Source organism: Thiobacillus sp., assembly GCF_030696885.1.
In the GTDB taxonomy this organism is placed as follows: Bacteria; Pseudomonadota; Gammaproteobacteria; order Burkholderiales; family Thiobacillaceae; genus Thiobacillus.
This window is the reverse complement of record NZ_JAUYRI010000030.1, coordinates 1-15,661: the sequence shown is the minus strand read 5'-3', so window position 1 is coordinate 15,661 and position 15,661 is coordinate 1. Positions and strand designations below refer to the sequence as shown.

Genomic DNA, 15,661 nt, shown 5'->3' with positions numbered 1-15,661 from the left:
AGCCATTTCAATAAAACCATGGACGACACCCGCATCCTGCTCGCGCACGGCAATGGCGGCCGCCTGATGCGCGAGCTGATTACCGACATTTTCGACCGCCACCTCGGCAATCCGCTGCTCGACACCGATGCCGATTCGGTGCTGTTGCCGCGCGTGGACGGCGACCTGATGGTCACCACCGACGGCTTTACCGTCGAGCCGCTCGCGTTTCCCGGCGGCGACATCGGTTCGCTTGCGGTGCATGGCGTCGTCAACGACCTCGCCGTGGCCGGAGCCGATCCGCTCTTTTTCACCCTGTCTGCGCTGATCGAGGAAGGCCTGGAAATCGCGGCGCTCGACCGCTACATCGCCAGCTTTGCGCGGGCGGCCCGGCAGAGCCATGTGGCCGTGGTGGCCGGCGATACCAAAGTGGTGCGGCGCGGCGAAGGCGGCGGGCTCTACCTGTCCGTCGCTGGCATCGGCGTCCGCCGTGCGGGCGCACAGTTGTCGCTGCGGCGCGTCGCGCCGGGCGACGTGGTGCTGGTGTCCGGCCCGGTCGGCGACCACGGCGTCGCGGTGATGCTGGCACGCGAGCAGTTTGGCCTGGCCGGCGAGCTGCACTCGGATTCCGCATCGGTGCTGCCGCTGGCGCGCGCGATCCGCGACCTGCCTGACCTCAAGTTCATGCGCGACCCGACGCGCGGCGGGCTTGCCACAGTCGCCCACGAAATCGCGCGCGCCAGCGGCCACAGCGTGGCGCTCGACCAGACCGCCGTGCCGGTGCGGCCGCAGGTGGTGTCGGTTTGCGACATCCTGGGCTACGACCCGTATTTCCTCGCGTGCGAAGGCCGCATCGTTGCCGTCGCCGATCCCTTCGCGGCGGACGAAATCCTCAAGCGCTGGCACGCACTGCCCGAAGGCCGCGATGCCGCCATCATCGGCCAGGTCGAAGTGGGCGGTGCGCGCGTGATCCTGAACACCCCGCTCGGTGGCCGTCGCGTGCTGGACGAACTGGAAGACGATCCGCTACCGCGTATCTGCTGACGCAACCGCCATTCAGTTGTACTGCCCGCATCGCCAGCCGCACTTCACGCGGCCTGTCGGGTCCCGGGCGTGTCAAACGGGTGAATCAAAAGACAGAAAAGGCCGCGCCCTGCGGCACGGCCTTTCTGTTTGCAGGCAGGGCGCGATTACTTGATATGCAGCTCCACGCGACGGTTCTTGGCGCGGCCGTCGTTGGTGGCATTGCTGAAGGCGGGCCGGGTCTCGCCGAAGCCCTGGGTGGTCAGGCGGTCCGCGGCGATGCCGTGGTTGACGAGGTAGTCGGACACGGAGCGGGCGCGGCGCTCGGACAGGCCCTGGTTATATTGCGCTGCGCCAATGCTGCAGGTGTGGCCGACGATATCCATGTTGATGTCCTTGCGTCGGTTCAGGACCGTCACGGCTTCATCCAGGATGACGATGGCATCCGGGCGCAGGCGGTCAGAATCGAACTCGAAGTTGACCCCCTCGAGAATGACGATCACATCGCCGGACTTGGACTGCTCGAGCTGCGCCGCCTGCCGGGTCTTGACCGCGGGCGCAACCGGCTCGGGCTCCGGGACGGGCGCCGGTGCGGGCACGGGGGCCGGTGCGGGTTCCGGGTCGGGCGCAAGCTGCGCAACCGGCTCGGGCGTGGGCGCGGGCCGGGCTTTCTGGCCAAGGGCATACGTCAGCCCGAGGCTGACCACTACATCCCCGAAGCTGTTTTCGCCAAACGCCTTGGCGGCGTTGCCGTCCCAGCGGTAGCGCACGTCGCCGCGCAGCGAGAGCTTGTCGCTCAGGCGCGTCATCAGGCCGAGACCGGCATTGGCCATCAGCCCGGTGTCGTCTGCACCGGGGATGTCGGTGCGCAATACGCCCAGACCCAGCACGCCATAGGGGGTGAGCCTGGCGTCGCGGTTGAACAGGTAGAGCGCATCGACGCCGAGGCCGACGAGGTCATATTCACCGCTGCCGGTCTCGAAATCGAGCGAACTCCCGGTCAGCGACAGTTCCATGTTGAGGTTCGGCGTAATCGGCTTACCGAGGGCAAAGCCCAGACCCCAGTCGTCGTCAGCACGACGGTCGCTGTCGGAGAAGGTGTAATTCACCGAGGGGGCGAGATAGAGGCGATCGTCCATGGCATGTGCCTGCAGGGCGGTGCCGGCGAGGGCGATGAGAACGGGCAGTGTCTTGATGCGCATGGTTCCTCCTTGATTCAGATCGTGAAGCACTGCAGCGCAAACACCGCCCAGGTTTTCGGGCTGCTGCACAGCGATTCGCTTTTTTGGCCGGCCTCGTTGCCCGGCGCCGGCGTTGCATCAACGGCCCTGCCGACGGGCTTCAGGCCCCTGTGTCTTTATAGCGCATTGCGGCGGGGTGTGAACCTGGATTTGGGTGGGCCTGGCGGGGATCAGTGTCACGCGTCTGTCGTATCGACCTCGCGGTAGGTGTTCTTACCCTCGCGTTTCGCCGTATACAGCGCCGCGTCCGCCTGCTTGATCAGCGAGTCGAGCGTGTCCCCGTCCGGGTCGCACAGGACGATTCCCACCGACGCGCCGATGTGTGCCGTGTGTCCGCCTTCCAGCGGGATCGGTTGGCGTAGCCGTTCCACTACACGGTTTGCCACTTCGCGCGCCGCCGCGGCGTTGTCGACCTGCCCCAGCACGATGACGAACTCGTCGCCGCCCAGACGCGCGATCACATCCGACTCGCGCAGCAGCTGCTTCATCCGCTCCGACGAAGTCAGCAGCACCGTATCGCCAGCCGCATGCCCATGGCGGTCGTTGACTGCCTTGAAGTCGTCGAGGTCGATGGCCAGCACGGCCATCCGCGTTCGCGCGCGCCGGGCGCCGGCAAACAGGTGCTTTTCGTGTTCGAGCAGGAAGCGCCGGTTGGCCAGTCCCGTCAGTGGGTCGCGCAGGCTGAGCTGGCGGATCGTCTGCTCGGCCAGGATGCCGGCCCTGATCAGGCGCGTGGTTTCCCGGTACAACCCGAGCAGCGCCAGTCCGGTCCACAGGCCGGCCATGCCCAGCAGCATCGACGACCAGTTCTGGTCCTCGATCCGCGCCTTTTCGCGGGTGTCCAGCTGGCGCAGTTCATCGCGCCCGATTTCGATCAGGATGCGGTGGATCTGTTCGATGGCGGACTTGTCGAATCCCGCCAGCTCGCGTTCGGGCGCCGTGGTGTCGCCGTCCGCCGCCGCGCGTTCCTGCAGCGCGCTGAATCCGGTCTCCAATGCTGACTGCAATGACGGCAGCGGCGCCAGCCGGGCTGCGCGCGGGTCGTCGGCGCCGATCAACGCGATCAGATGTTCGGCACTGGGGCACGACGACTGGCGGCAGATCAGGTCGGGATCGAGGTCGGCGGGATTCTGCGACTCGGCATACTTGCGCACCGCGGTGTCCAGGTTGAGCAGGTAGGTGCGCAGCGAATCGATGTAGGCCACGACCAGCCGCGTGTGCTCCACCGAGCGGATGGACTCGGCCGAGCGCTGGTGCTGATAGAAGATCATCACGCACAGCACCAGGATGATCAGCGCGAAGATCAGCGTGCCCTTGTGGAGCACCTGCCGGAAGCCGGCAAAGACGGACCTGTCGGTTTTGGCTAACGTGGGTGGCGTATTCAAATTCATGTCGTGCGCGGCACCCGGCCGGCCATCTTGACCGGGTACATAAAAAAGCGGTTGAACATTGTTGCCATACAGCGTGCTGCAATGGCAGAAGGAAACTCCAGTAACGAATCGAATACTAACTGGCATTTGTGCCAAATCAACAAACCTCGAGGTACAAGGGGGATATCGTCATATTCAGACCGGTATGCAAAACCGGTTTACAAGAAAACTGGATTGTCGTGTGAAATTCGTTCCGATCTACGCATGCCTCCTACAGGATCATTGAATGCAATACTTCGTCGATACGGGGATAGTCCGGAACAAGGGCCTTGACCGCTTCAAGTTCAATGCGGGCCTCGTCGGATCGTCCAAGGCATGCCAAGGTCTGACCGAGATTGAAACGGGCGCGTGCCCGATTGGAAACGGATGCAGCGTCTTCCGGGTAAAGAGCAAGCGAATCCCGCAAAGACTTTTCGGCATCCTGGTAGTCGCCCAAAATGAATAGCGATGCACCCAACATCTCATGTGCCTGGGCAAAGTCAGGAGACAGCCTGATTGCTTCCCTGAATCGGTTGACGGCGGCTTCCTGTTTATTCTCATTCAGGTCGATTAGACCAAGCTGAAATTCGCTCTCCGCATTAGATTGAGCCGCAATGGAGCGTTCATACTCGAGGCGGGCTTCCTGCAACCGCCCCGATCTTGCCAGAGCCTGAGCATTTTCGAAGTAATAGGCCCATTCCTGCAGCAACGTGACATTCCCCGGAGCATTGACCGTTCCACGACCCGAGTACTCTGCTCGATTGCCATGTTCATCCGTCGCGCCAACGGATACGACATTGCTGCAGCCACAGGCCGCAGGGAAGACGCTCACATCGGGTCCATAATTGCCTGCAGCGGCAACAAAAAAGATCTGGGAATGCCGCGCGATAGCGGAACACAATGCTGCGTATTTCTCACGGCTCCCACGAAAACCCAGACTCAGGTTGACGATTTTGGCTCCCTGGGCCGCCACCCAATCGATGGCCTCGACAACGGCATCCTCACGTATGTTTCCGAATGGGTCAGTGACCTTTGCACTCAGGAGGGCAATGGGCGGATGGGCCTGCCCCTGGCCGAACAGCGCGACCAAAGCCACGGCGGTGCCGTGACCTAAGGTGTCCTCGGGACCATCGCCGCCAAAATCACGCGAGTCCTTGAGATAGCCGGCGAGCTGCGGGTGTGAGGATGACACGCCCGAGTCAATGATTCCCATAACGATCGAATTTTCAGGAGACTTGCCATGCAGGGGTGCACCCGGAAAAAGCAGGGCTTCTTTCCCCGGTCCGCGTGCAAAAGTCGCAGGATCAGTGTCGGAATCCCAAAATAACTCGCCGATATATTCAGTCTGCATGGTCCGGGCTCCTCGACTAATGTGGATATCTACGGCACGCCGGGGGCGAGCGGCAGCGCCGTCAATATGTTGGGCCCATAGGGAGGCAAGGCCCCCAGGCAGAACAGGGTGAGCTGAGACAGGTTCCGCTCACCGGCTTAGCGCCTCGTAGATGCGCGCAGCGACGGTCTTGTCATCTAGGTATCCGGCAATGCCATGGCGGTTGGCTGTCTTGTTGCGAACATCCGTCTTGTTTTCAATCTCCGGATCGATGTCAAAGTTATTCTTGATGAGGGGATAGAGCGCCACCACATCGCGTTCGTCCATGGCATTGAACCATTTGGCAACGCAGGCGGGATGTTCGATTGGCGCGAGGGACGCCTTGATTGCAGTAACGGCGAGCGGCGAGCCCAATGTCACAAATAGTGGGACATTCCAGCCCTGGCTCTCCCCTTCGCGCCGAAGCAGGTTGTACGCAACGACAGTTCCGAGTGAATGCGACACAACCACGGTGGGCGCTTCGCTGCTCAATGCCTTGCGCACGCCTTTCTCGATTTGGTCGCGGATTCCCGGATTGCGCAGATATTGGTAAACGTCACGCGTTGCAACGGCAATGCTGGTTGCGCTGCCGCCCGGCACATGCCGGTCGATCGCTTTTAGAATTCCCTGTGTCCACGCCCAGTTGAGGGGCCCGCGCTCCTGGATGTCGCCACCCAGCAGCTCCTGGACTTCGCTATCCGAGATGCCCAGCGTTCGCTGCACTTCAGCCAGCACTTCACGCTGAAAACGGCGCTCGGCGTCATCGCGGGTGCCCCGGATGATGACGTCTGCGATGCTGTTTGCATCGTTGACCAGGTCGTACAGCGTCTGGCCGTAATACGGGAACAGCACACTCGATTCCGGAACGGGGAAGCCGAGGTTGCTTTTGGCGAGTCCTTCTTCAAATGCACCGACCCACTCTTTTTTAAGCGCGATGGCATCCTTGTGTTCCTGGGCCCGTCCGTGCACAAAAACAAGTCGCGTGTTCATTTGATATCCCCTGATCGTATAGCGTACAGAACGCGCTCGACGCCTCTTTCACTGAACATCGTCCAGAGTGACGGCAACAGGTCGTCTTGCAATGCCAGCAGCGTTTCCGGAAGCGCAACCTTGTAAGCTGAGAGAAGCGCCCATCCCTGAGACAACAACGGGACGGCCCCCAGGATTTGCGTATTTGCACCAACCGTCGTGCCATTCAGGCTCTTGGACAGCAATGCCACGTCGAATAGCGGCGCGCCCAGATCGCTCCGCATAGCGTCACGGATATCCCGGATGAGATCAAAACGCTGCAGATCGTGATAGCCGTATGCTGCATACAGTGCGAGGCTCGGGTCGACGCCTTGTGCGTGTCGAATGCGTTTTGCAACCTCGTTGACGTTATTGCCCTCCAGGCGGAATGCCCCCTGTGCCATCGAAGCGGACGCAATGGCACGCAGCGCACGAAACTCTTCCATCCTTTCCGCATAGCCCTTCCATCGTTGCGGTCGGTTGTCCGATGGCTCGTAGGCAACATCCACGAGTTCTCCGTCTTCAATAGTCAGTGCAGTGATGAAATCCGGAATGGCGGGCAGCAGAACCCCCGTCCCCTGCTCGAACACAAGCAGGAAATTTTCTCCTGGCTCAATTTCCGAGGTCACGCGCAAGGTTTCGCCCTGAGGTGTTTCCCAGTCCGGAAAATCAAATTCGGCCCGACGGGAATGGGCCGCGATGATCCGTGATCCGCGAATCTTGAAGCCACACCCCGTTTCGTGGTGGGTGGGGCCGAAAGAAGGAAAAATACGCCCTACCGAATCCATCAGGGCTTCCGCACCGACGATCCCGGACCGACGTGTGGATGCCATATCTGAACTTAGTTGTCCTGTACCCCCGGTGAGGACTCCATGCAGCAAATCAGAATTCAGGTCTGCAGTAGTCTTCGGTGGTGGTTTTAAACTGGGTCTCAAACTTTGCAGTGCGCCCATTCCGCCGTCTATAGCTGCAATTGAAAATTCGGATATCCACGATGGCGGATCAGAGATGATTCTCGCAACTGGGACTTGAATCACCTTTGTCTGCAACTTCAAATGTTGAAGTCGCCCAGCAACGGCCGAAGACATAAAGTCGCGCAGGGGCCGGAGATGGATACGCCCAACATTCTTGTTACCGACTTGTTTCCACTCGACAATTTGCCCATGGCGCCCATGGAGCGCAGGAACGAGTTCGTTGGTATAAAGCGCACTAAACTCAGCGCTGGTGACATTGGGATCCTTCACCTCATGCGAAGGCCGCCCGAGCTGGCAAGCATAGAAAACGTCAACCGGCACCTCTTCCTCTTCCCGATTGGGAAAGATCTCGCTTCCTCTGACGGATTGAGCTCGAATCCCCTCGGGGGCCGTCCGGCACGCGTCCGAAATAAGCACAATGTGCGGAATCCCGCATGTTGTAGCAAGCGCCATGCTTCCTGCGACGTTGACAGCTTCCTGGGGGTCATCAGGGGCGCCGCTGAGCAGCCAATACTCATTACGTTCCTTGTTAATTCCATGGCCAGCGAAATAGACAACAAGTTGAGCGATGTTGCGTGCCTGGATCAGGTCGCGAATGACAGATTTGATCTCATGGATCTGGACCGGCTTCTTGGTGTCGGTGAAAACGTGGACGGCGTGCATGTTCTGCGCGCGTGCCCACGCTTCCATGAGAAGCGCACCCTGAACTGCATCATGCAGTTCAGGGAGATCACCGGTCTTGTTGACACCGATAATGATCGCGGCCCGTTTCATTTCTGCGCGTCCTTTTCGGCTAGGTGGGCGCTCAACCTTTCATAGGCTGAGAATTCAGGGTTTACCTTATGACAGGCTTACGCGCAGCAATATACAACTTTAGTAGTAGATGAGGAGGCAGCTCCTCACTTCGATGCGCTTCGGTTTGATTGAAGTGCGCAGACACCGAAAAAGCAAGTTCAGGCCTTGGCCTGGCGCCGGCAGCGGTCGGCCCACACCGCGGCTTCCACCCGCGAGCGCAGGTTGAGCTTTTTCAGCAGGTGCTTGACGTGGACTTTCACCGTGCCTTCGGCGATGCCCATGTCGCGGGCGATCAGCTTGTTGCTCTTGCCCTCGATCAGGTGGTCGAGGATGCGGCTTTCCTGCTCGGTCAGCGCGGCTTCGGCGAGACTGACGGGACGGCTTTTCTCGCGCAGCGAAGCCACCAGCAATTGCGTCAGGCTTTCGCTGATGGTGATCTTGCCGTGCGCCGCCTCGACCAGTTGCTGCATCAGCTCTTCCGGTTCCATGTCCTTCAGCAGGTAGCCGTCGGCGCCAGCCTGCAGCGCGGCCATCAGGTCTTCCGCCTGGTCGGACACGGTCAGCATGATGATGCGCGCATCGAGGCCGTCGTCCTTCAGCGTCTTCAGCACCTCGACGCCGTTCATGTCTTTCATGTTGAGATCGAGCAGGATCATGTCGGGATGCAGGCTGCGGGCGAGCTGGATGCCTTCCCGGCCGCTGGGCGCCTCGCCGACGAAACGGAATTCGGGCGCGGCCTGGATCAGCTGGATCACGCCCTTGCGAAACAGCGGGTGGTCGTCGACGATCAGGATGCGCTGGGGTTCGGTCGGATTCATCAAGGTCAGCTCACAGGGTGGATCGGGATGGGTTGGTCATGCCTGGGGCCGGGCATGAAATGCAGGGTCACACGGGTGCCGAGCGTGGGCAGGTTCTCGACCGTCAGCCGGCCGCCCAGATTTTTTGCCCGCTCGTCCATGATGGACATGCCGTAATGATGCGCGCCGGCGGCCTGATGGATGCCGTGGCCGTCGTCGGTGACACTGGCCGACACCGAGCCGTCGCCGTTGCAGACCACCCGGACCTCGGCCTTGTGCGCCCGCGCGTGGTTGAGCACGTTGGACAGCGCTTCGCGAATGATCTGCAGCGCGTGGATTTCCTCGTTGGCGCTGAGCGTGCAGCCGGCCAGGTGCACGTCGAGCGTGACCGGGATGCCGCCGCGGCCGGAAAACTCGGCCACCGTGGTGTGCAGGGCGGCGGCCAGGCCTTCGCCCTCGATGCGCAGGCGGAAGGTGGTCAACAGTTCGCGCAGCTGGCGATAGGCGCTGTTCAGGCCTTCGCGCAGCTCGGCCAGCACCTCGGCCGCTTCCGCGCCGGCGTCCGCACGGTCGACCAGCGGCTTCAGGCGGCTGACCTGGATCTTCATGTAGGCGAGCGACTGCGCCAGCGAATCGTGCAGGTCGCGGGCCAGCGCGGCGCGCTCTTCCAGCAGCGACAGCCGGCGGCTCTGTTCGGTGCGCCGCGCGGTGCCGATGGCGATGCCGACGTGGCGCGACAGCGCTTCCAGCAGTTGCACCTGCCACTGCGCCAGCTCCTTGCCCGGCGGCATTTCCAGCTGCAGCACGCCGTAGTGGTGTTCGGTGTCCTTCAAGGGCAGCGACAGCACGCGCCGTCCGTCCTGCAGCGGATGCACCGCCAGGTCCTGGTGGGCCAGGCATTCGGCACAACTCATCAGGCCGCACAGATCGGCGTCACCCTGCTGTGGGCGCACCGTGCTCGCAATCACCCGCGCCCGCGTCTCGCCGGCTTCCACCAGGCAGGCTAGCCCGTGACCCACGCCCAGCACGTTTTCCAGATCGTTCAGCAGAATGGCGTAGGTGTCCGGCGCCACCGGTCCGTTGTAAAGCCGCGCGATCGAGTGATACAGCAGTTCGAGCGAGCGGTTGGCGATGGTGAGTTCGGCGGTTTTCTCCTCCACCCGCGTTTCCAGATTCTGGTACAGCTTGGAGAGATCTTCCGCCATCAGGTTGAAGGCCTGGCCGAGCCGCCCCAGCTCGTCGGAGCCGGTGTGCTCGGTGCGCACCGCGAGGTTGCCGCGGCCGACGTTGGCGGCAAACGACAGCAGATCGCGCAGCGGCAGGACCAGGTCGTTGCGCGCGAGATAAAGCGTCAGCGCACCCACCAGCAGCGTCATCAAGAGCGCGGCGCCCAGCACCATGCGCAGCACCCGGATTTTCGCCTCGGTGTCCTGCTCGATCTGCTTGACCAGCGCATGGATGTCGTCGACGAACAGCGTGACGTCATTGATCAGCGGCAGACTGCCGGCCGGGGCGGGCAGGCCGGCCGCTTCTGCGAGAAAGCGCGGTTTCACCCGCGTCTGCCAGTCGTGCAACACCCTGGCATAGCTTTGTGAAAGCGCGGTCTCGGTTTGCGTCGGCATCAACGCGGTGATGCGTGCATCGGTGAGGTTGGTCTCGAAGCGGTCGATCGCCTGGCGCAGGCGAGTGGACGCATCGCCGCTGTCGGACAGTCGCGCCGTCAGCGACAGGCTGGCCATCTGGTAGGTCTGCATGCGCAGGCTGCCGGTCAGGTTGATCGCTTCGCCGCTGCCCTGGATTGATTCGGCAATGATGCCTGAGCTGGCCATGCCGAGAATGGCAAAGCTGGCGATCAGCGCCAGCGCGCCGCCCAGCTTGAGCAGCAGTGAGTGCTGCAGGAATCCGCGTTTCGCTTTCATGCCACCCCCCGGCTATCCCCCGGCTATGAAGGGATACCCCCAACAGGTCGAACCGGCTGGTCCGTCCGTACTACGGTACAAGAATCCCGCTCCAGAACAAATGGTTAAGTCACTACCCCCACTACCCATTTGGAGGTAGTGGGGCGGTTTGGGGCTGGAATCCGCACCCTTTTCATCTAGGTTCAGGGGCATACACTTGAGCCAGATTTCAGATAAGAAGGTCCCGATTTACCGGAAAAGGACGCATCATGGCCACCCAGACCCAGAAGCAGATTTCCGTACTGTCCCTGAGCACGCTGGCGTTCACCACGTGCTTTGCCGTGTGGGTGATGTTCTCCATTATCGGCATCCCGATCAAGACCAATCTCGGGCTGAACGAAACCCAGTTCGGCCTGCTGGCCGCCACCCCCATCCTCACCGGTTCGCTGATCCGCCTGCCGCTCGGCATGCTGACCGACAAGGTCGGTGGCCGCATCGTGTTCTTCGTGCTGATGCTGTCGACCGTGATCCCGATCTACCTGATCAGCCACGCCACCGCGTATTGGCACTTCCTGGTGCTCGGCCTCTTCGTCGGCGTGGCCGGCGGCTCGTTCTCGGTCGGCATCTCCTACGTCGCGCGCTGGTTTCCCAAGAAGCGCCAGGGATTTGCCATGGGCATCTTCGGCGCTGGCAACGCCGGTGCGGCAGTGACCAAGTTCATCGCGCCGGCACTGGTGGTGGCGTATGGCTGGCAGGCGGTGCCGAAGGTGTACGCCGTCGCCATGCTGATCATGGCCATCCTGTTCTGGATCTTCACTTACACCGATACCGCACACCATGTGTCGAGCAAGATCACCATGCGGGAGCAGCTCGCCGCCCTGAAGGACCCCAACGTGTGGAAGCTGTGCCAGTACTACTCGATCGTGTTCGGCGGCTACGTCGCGCTGAGCCTGTGGATGACCAAGTACTACATCACCGAGTACGGATTCGGCATGCAGACCGCCGCGCTGCTGGCCGCCATCTTCGTGCTGCCGTCCGGCATCATCCGCGCGATGGGTGGCTGGCTGTCCGACAAGTTCGGCGCTCACAGGATGACCTGGTGGGTGATGTGGGTGTCCTGGGTCGCCCTGTTCCTGCTGTCGTATCCGCAGACCGAGATGGTCGTGCAGACCACCAAGGGGCCGATGTCGCTGCACCTCGGGCTCAACGTCTGGATGTTCACCGCCCTGCTGTTCGTCGTCGGCATCGCCTGGGGCTTCGGCAAGGCCAGCGTGTTCAAGTACATCTCCGACGAATACCCCGACAACATCGGCGTCATTTCCGGCATCGTCGGCCTGGTCGGCGGCCTCGGCGGCTTCGTCCTGCCGATCATGTTCGGCGCGATCGTCGACCTCACCGGCATCAACAGCGGCATCTTCATGCTGATGTACGGCATCACCTGGGTCTCGCTGATCTGGATGTACCTGACCGAAGTGCGCAAGGTGCCGGTCATCCGAACGGCTGCTGCCGGCACCCTCAAATAAGCCCCGATCATCCCAGCCAGGAGCGCGACATGTCCACCAACATCAAGGAATGGAACCCGGAAGATCCCACCTTCTGGGAAACGACCGGCAAGAAGATCGCCTACCGCAATCTGTGGATTTCGGTGCCGGCCCTGCTGTGCGGCTTCGCCGTCTGGCTGATGTGGGGAATCATCACGGTGCAGATGTCCAACCTGGGCTTCCCGTTTACCAAGGACGAGCTGTTCACGCTGACCGCCATATCCGGACTGGCTGGCGCGACGATGCGGATCCCCTCCTCCTTCTTCATCCGGATTGCCGGCGGCCGCAACGTCATTTTCCTCACCACGGCCATGCTGCTGGCGCCCGCGATCGGTACCGGCATCGTGCTGCAGCATCCCGACTGGCCGCTGTGGAGCTTCCAGCTGATGGCGCTGTGGTCGGGCGTCGGCGGCGGCAACTTCGCCAGCTCGATGTCCAACATCAGCACCTTCTTCCCTAAGCGGCTGCAGGGCACCGCGCTGGGCATCAATGCCGGGCTCGGCAACTTCGGTGTCACCAGCATGCAGATCATCATCCCGCTGGTGATGACGGTCAGCGTGTTCGGCGCGCTCGGCGGCGACTCGATGACGCTGATCAAGGACAGCGGCTGGATCCTCGGCAAGATCACCGCCGGCACCGAAACCTACATCCAGAATGCCGGCTTCGCCTGGGTACTGTCGCTGGTGCCGCTGGCGATCCTCGCCTGGTTCGGCATGAACAACCTGCTACCGGTGACGCCCGCCTTGGGCAGCACGCTGCTTGCCTTCCTCAAGGTCACCTGGCTCTACACCCTTGCCTTCATCCCCGCCATCGTCGGCCTCTATCTCTACCTGCCCGCCCCCACCGGCCTCGGCCTGCTCAACATGTGGGTGGCGATGCCGCTGATCATCGCCAGCACGCTGCTGATCATGAAGGTGGCCGCGATCGGGGCGATGAAGGAGAACATCAGCAAGCAGTTCGCGATCTTCAGCAACAAGCACACCTGGTCGATGACTGCGCTGTATCTGGTCACCTTCGGTTCCTTCATCGGCTTCTCGATGGCGCTGCCCCTGGCCATCACCGTCATCTTCGGCATCAGCCACGTGCCCGATGCGGCGGGCGTGATGCAGCACACGCTGAAAAACCCCAACGCGCCTTCGGCCCTGACCTACGCCTGGATGGGCCCCTTCATCGGTGCGGCCGTGCGGCCCATCGGCGGCTGGATTTCCGACAAGCTGGGCGGCTCCATCGTCACCCAGGTCATCTCGGCGGTGATGGTGCTGGCCTCGGTGGCGGTGGGCTACGTGATGATGCAAGCCTACGGCTCGGCCACACCCGAGACCTACTTCCCCATGTTCCTGGGCCTGTTCCTGCTGCTGTTTTTTGCCAGCGGCATCGGCAACGGCTCCACCTTCCGCACCATCGGCGTCATCTTCGACCGCCAGCAGGCCGGCCCCGTGCTGGGCTGGACCTCGGCCATCGCCGCCTACGGCGCCTTCGTGGCCCCGGTGGTCATCGGCGCCCAGATCAAGGCTGGCACGCCCCAAATTGCCATGTACGGCTTTGCCGCCTTTTATGCCGTGTGCCTGGTGCTGAACTGGTGGTTCTACCTGCGCTCGGGCGCGGAGATCAGGAACCCATGAAGCCCGTTATGTGCCGCTTTTTGTGCCGGACTCAGGGCGGTGTGGCGCTCCGTTCCGTCCGTGTCCCCCGCCCTTCGGGCTCCTCCTTTACCTACCGGAGCGGAGCGCCACACCACCGGAACCGTTTGCCCCGCTGCCCTCGGCCCCCACAAAAGCAGCCACACCAAAGCACCGAAAAAGCAACAGACATGCCCGTTGCAACACCATCTAACCGGAGCATCACATGAGTCACTTTCTCGACCGTTTGACCCATTTCAACCTGCCCAAGGAAAGCTTTGCAGGTGGACACGGCCAGACCAGCGCCGAAGACCGCACCTGGGAAGACGCCTACCGCAACCGCTGGGCGCACGACAAGATCGTGCGCAGCACCCACGGCGTCAACTGCACCGGCTCCTGCAGCTGGAAGATTTATGTCAAGGGCGGCATCGTCACCTGGGAAACCCAGCAGACCGACTACCCGCGCACCCGCTGGGACATGCCCAACCATGAGCCGCGCGGCTGCGCGCGCGGGGCCAGCTACAGCTGGTACCTGTATTCCGCCAACCGGGTCAAGTACCCCATGGTGCGCGGCCGCCTGCTGGAACGCTGGCGCGCCGCCCTCAAGGTGGCCAAGACCCCCGTGGACGCCTGGGCCCTGATTGCCGACGATGACGCCGCACGCCGCGACTACCAGCAGGTGCGTGGCATGGGCGGTTTCGTGCGCAGCACGTGGGACGAGGTCAACCAGCTGATCGCCAGCGCCAACGTCTACACCATCAAAAAGCACGGGCCCGACCGCATCATCGGCTTCTCGCCCATCCCGGCCATGAGCATGGTCAGCTACGCCGCCGGCAGCCGCTACCTGAGCTTGCTGGGTGGCGTGTGCATGAGCTTTTACGACTGGTACTGCGACCTGCCGCCGGCCAGCCCGCAGATCTGGGGCGAGCAGACCGACGTGCCCGAATCGGCCGATTGGTACAACAGCAGCTTCATCATCGCCTGGGGCTCCAACGTGCCGCAGACGCGCACGCCCGATGCCCACTTCTTCACCGAGGTGCGCTACAAGGGCACCAAGACGGTGGCCGTCACGCCCGACTACTCCGAGGTAGCCAAGCTGGCCGACCTCTGGCTGCACCCCAAGCAGGGCACCGACGCTGCACTGGCCATGGCCATGGGCCACGTGGTGCTCAAGGAGTTCTACTTCCCCGAAGGCAAGCAGCGCTCCAGCTACTTCGACGACTACGCGCGCCGCTACACCGATCTGCCGCTGCTGGTGATGCTCAAAGAGCACACCCTGCCCGACGGCCGCAAGACCATGGTGCCCGACCGCTACCTGCGCGCCAGCGACTTCAACGGCAAGCTGGGGCAGGACAACAACCCCGAGTGGAAAACCGTCGGCTTTGACACCGAGGGCCGCGCCGTGTTGCCCAACGGCTCCATCGGCTTCCGCTGGGGCTCGGAAGGCCGCGCCGACGTGGGCAAGTGGAACCTCGAATCCAAGGAAGCGCGCCACAACGGCGACGTCAAGCTCAAGCTCTCTGTGCTGGAAGACGGCGCACAGGACCACGAGGTGGTGGACGTGGGCTTCCCGTATTTCGGCGGCAACGTCACGCCCCACTTCACCGAGAACGTGGGCACCGGCGAGGTCAACCACGCCAAGGTGCCTGCGGTGCGCCTGCGCCTGGGCAAGGCCGGCGAAGAGCGCCACGCCATGGTGGCCACCGTGTTCGACCTGCAGGTGGCGCAGTACGGCATTGACCGTGGGCTGGGTTCGGGTGCGAAGAACTTCGACGACAACGCGCCCTACACCCCAGCCTGGCAAGAGCAGATCACCGGTGTGCCGCGCGACCAGGTCATCACCGTGGCGCGGCAGTTTGCCGACAACGCCGACAAGACACACGGCAAGTCCATGGTCATCATTGGTGCGGCCATGAACCACAGGTACCACGCCGACATGAACAACCGTGGCGTCATCCACCTGCTGAAGATGTGCGGCTGCATCGGCCAGAGCGGCGGCGGCTGGGCA

General features: G+C 62.5%; 11 protein-coding genes. 4 read left to right on the top strand and 7 right to left on the bottom strand.

Annotation, left to right across the window (positions count from 1 at the left end):
- Positions 1 to 18: 18 nt before the first annotated feature.
- On the top strand, positions 19 to 1,023 hold the full coding sequence (hypE, locus tag Q8R61_RS13510; protein ID WP_305538146.1) for a hydrogenase expression/formation protein HypE: 1,005 nt from the start codon (positions 19 to 21) through the stop codon (positions 1,021 to 1,023).
- Between the two features lie 146 nt (positions 1,024 to 1,169).
- Here hypE and Q8R61_RS13505 read toward each other — a convergent pair whose 3' ends face one another.
- The 7 genes from Q8R61_RS13505 to Q8R61_RS13475 form a co-directional block, all read right to left on the bottom strand.
- Complete coding sequence (locus Q8R61_RS13505) at positions 1,170 to 2,204, bottom strand: OmpA family protein (protein WP_305538144.1); 1,035 nt, start codon at positions 2,202 to 2,204, stop codon at positions 1,170 to 1,172.
- A gap of 215 nt (positions 2,205 to 2,419) precedes the next feature.
- Positions 2,420 to 3,634 (bottom strand): diguanylate cyclase domain-containing protein, encoded by a 1,215-nt coding sequence (locus tag Q8R61_RS13500; protein ID WP_305538142.1) that lies wholly within the window; start codon positions 3,632 to 3,634, stop codon positions 2,420 to 2,422.
- A gap of 250 nt (positions 3,635 to 3,884) precedes the next feature.
- Positions 3,885 to 5,003 carry a S8 family serine peptidase gene (locus Q8R61_RS13495; RefSeq protein ID WP_305538139.1) on the bottom strand — a complete coding sequence of 373 codons (1,119 nt, stop codon included), beginning with the start codon at positions 5,001 to 5,003 and terminating at the stop codon, positions 3,885 to 3,887.
- 129 nt (positions 5,004 to 5,132) lie between these two features.
- Positions 5,133 to 6,011: a hypothetical protein gene (locus Q8R61_RS13490; RefSeq protein WP_305538137.1), complete on the bottom strand. Its 879-nt coding sequence runs from the start codon at positions 6,009 to 6,011 to the stop codon at positions 5,133 to 5,135.
- Complete coding sequence (locus Q8R61_RS13485; protein WP_305538135.1) at positions 6,008 to 7,777, bottom strand: caspase family protein; 1,770 nt, start codon at positions 7,775 to 7,777, stop codon at positions 6,008 to 6,010. The genes Q8R61_RS13490 and Q8R61_RS13485 overlap by 4 nt, the downstream gene beginning before the upstream one ends.
- Positions 7,778 to 7,956: 179 nt before the next feature.
- Complete coding sequence (narL, locus tag Q8R61_RS13480; RefSeq protein WP_305538133.1) at positions 7,957 to 8,616, bottom strand: two-component system response regulator NarL; 660 nt, start codon at positions 8,614 to 8,616, stop codon at positions 7,957 to 7,959.
- 5 nt (positions 8,617 to 8,621) lie between these two features.
- Positions 8,622 to 10,514 carry a type IV pili methyl-accepting chemotaxis transducer N-terminal domain-containing protein gene (locus Q8R61_RS13475; protein WP_305538131.1) on the bottom strand — a complete coding sequence of 631 codons (1,893 nt, stop codon included), beginning with the start codon at positions 10,512 to 10,514 and terminating at the stop codon, positions 8,622 to 8,624.
- Between the two features lie 248 nt (positions 10,515 to 10,762).
- Between Q8R61_RS13475 and Q8R61_RS13470 the strand changes: the two genes are divergently transcribed.
- The 3 genes from Q8R61_RS13470 to Q8R61_RS13460 all read left to right on the top strand — a co-directional run.
- Positions 10,763 to 12,016: a nitrate/nitrite transporter gene (locus Q8R61_RS13470; protein WP_305538129.1), complete on the top strand. Its 1,254-nt coding sequence runs from the start codon at positions 10,763 to 10,765 to the stop codon at positions 12,014 to 12,016.
- A 29-nt stretch (positions 12,017 to 12,045) separates the two neighbouring features.
- The gene (locus tag Q8R61_RS13465) at positions 12,046 to 13,656 is read left to right on the top strand and encodes an MFS transporter (protein WP_305538127.1); all 1,611 of its coding nucleotides are present in this window, start codon (positions 12,046 to 12,048) and stop codon (positions 13,654 to 13,656) included.
- Positions 13,657 to 13,879: 223 nt separating this feature from the next.
- Positions 13,880 to 15,661: molybdopterin-dependent oxidoreductase (locus Q8R61_RS13460; RefSeq protein ID WP_305538125.1), on the top strand; the 1,782-nt coding region annotated here is incomplete at its 3' end.

What these genes read in the sequence shown, in the direction of transcription:
- Q8R61_RS13485 (WP_305538135.1), bottom strand. Translation starts at nt 7,777, where the DNA reads ATGAAACGGGCCGCGATCATTATCGGTGTCAACAAGACCGGTGATCTC.
- Q8R61_RS13465 (WP_305538127.1), top strand. Translation starts at nt 12,046, where the DNA reads ATGTCCACCAACATCAAGGAATGGAACCCGGAAGATCCCACCTTCTGG.
- Q8R61_RS13475 (WP_305538131.1), bottom strand. Translation starts at nt 10,514, where the DNA reads ATGAAAGCGAAACGCGGATTCCTGCAGCACTCACTGCTGCTCAAGCTG.
- narL (WP_305538133.1), bottom strand. Translation starts at nt 8,616, where the DNA reads ATGAATCCGACCGAACCCCAGCGCATCCTGATCGTCGACGACCACCCG.
- hypE (WP_305538146.1), top strand. Translation starts at nt 19, where the DNA reads ATGGACGACACCCGCATCCTGCTCGCGCACGGCAATGGCGGCCGCCTG.
- Q8R61_RS13500 (WP_305538142.1), bottom strand. Translation starts at nt 3,634, where the DNA reads ATGAATTTGAATACGCCACCCACGTTAGCCAAAACCGACAGGTCCGTC.
- Q8R61_RS13470 (WP_305538129.1), top strand. Translation starts at nt 10,763, where the DNA reads ATGGCCACCCAGACCCAGAAGCAGATTTCCGTACTGTCCCTGAGCACG.
- Q8R61_RS13505 (WP_305538144.1), bottom strand. Translation starts at nt 2,204, where the DNA reads ATGCGCATCAAGACACTGCCCGTTCTCATCGCCCTCGCCGGCACCGCC.
- Q8R61_RS13490 (WP_305538137.1), bottom strand. Translation starts at nt 6,011, where the DNA reads ATGAACACGCGACTTGTTTTTGTGCACGGACGGGCCCAGGAACACAAG.
- Q8R61_RS13495 (WP_305538139.1), bottom strand. Translation starts at nt 5,003, where the DNA reads ATGCAGACTGAATATATCGGCGAGTTATTTTGGGATTCCGACACTGAT.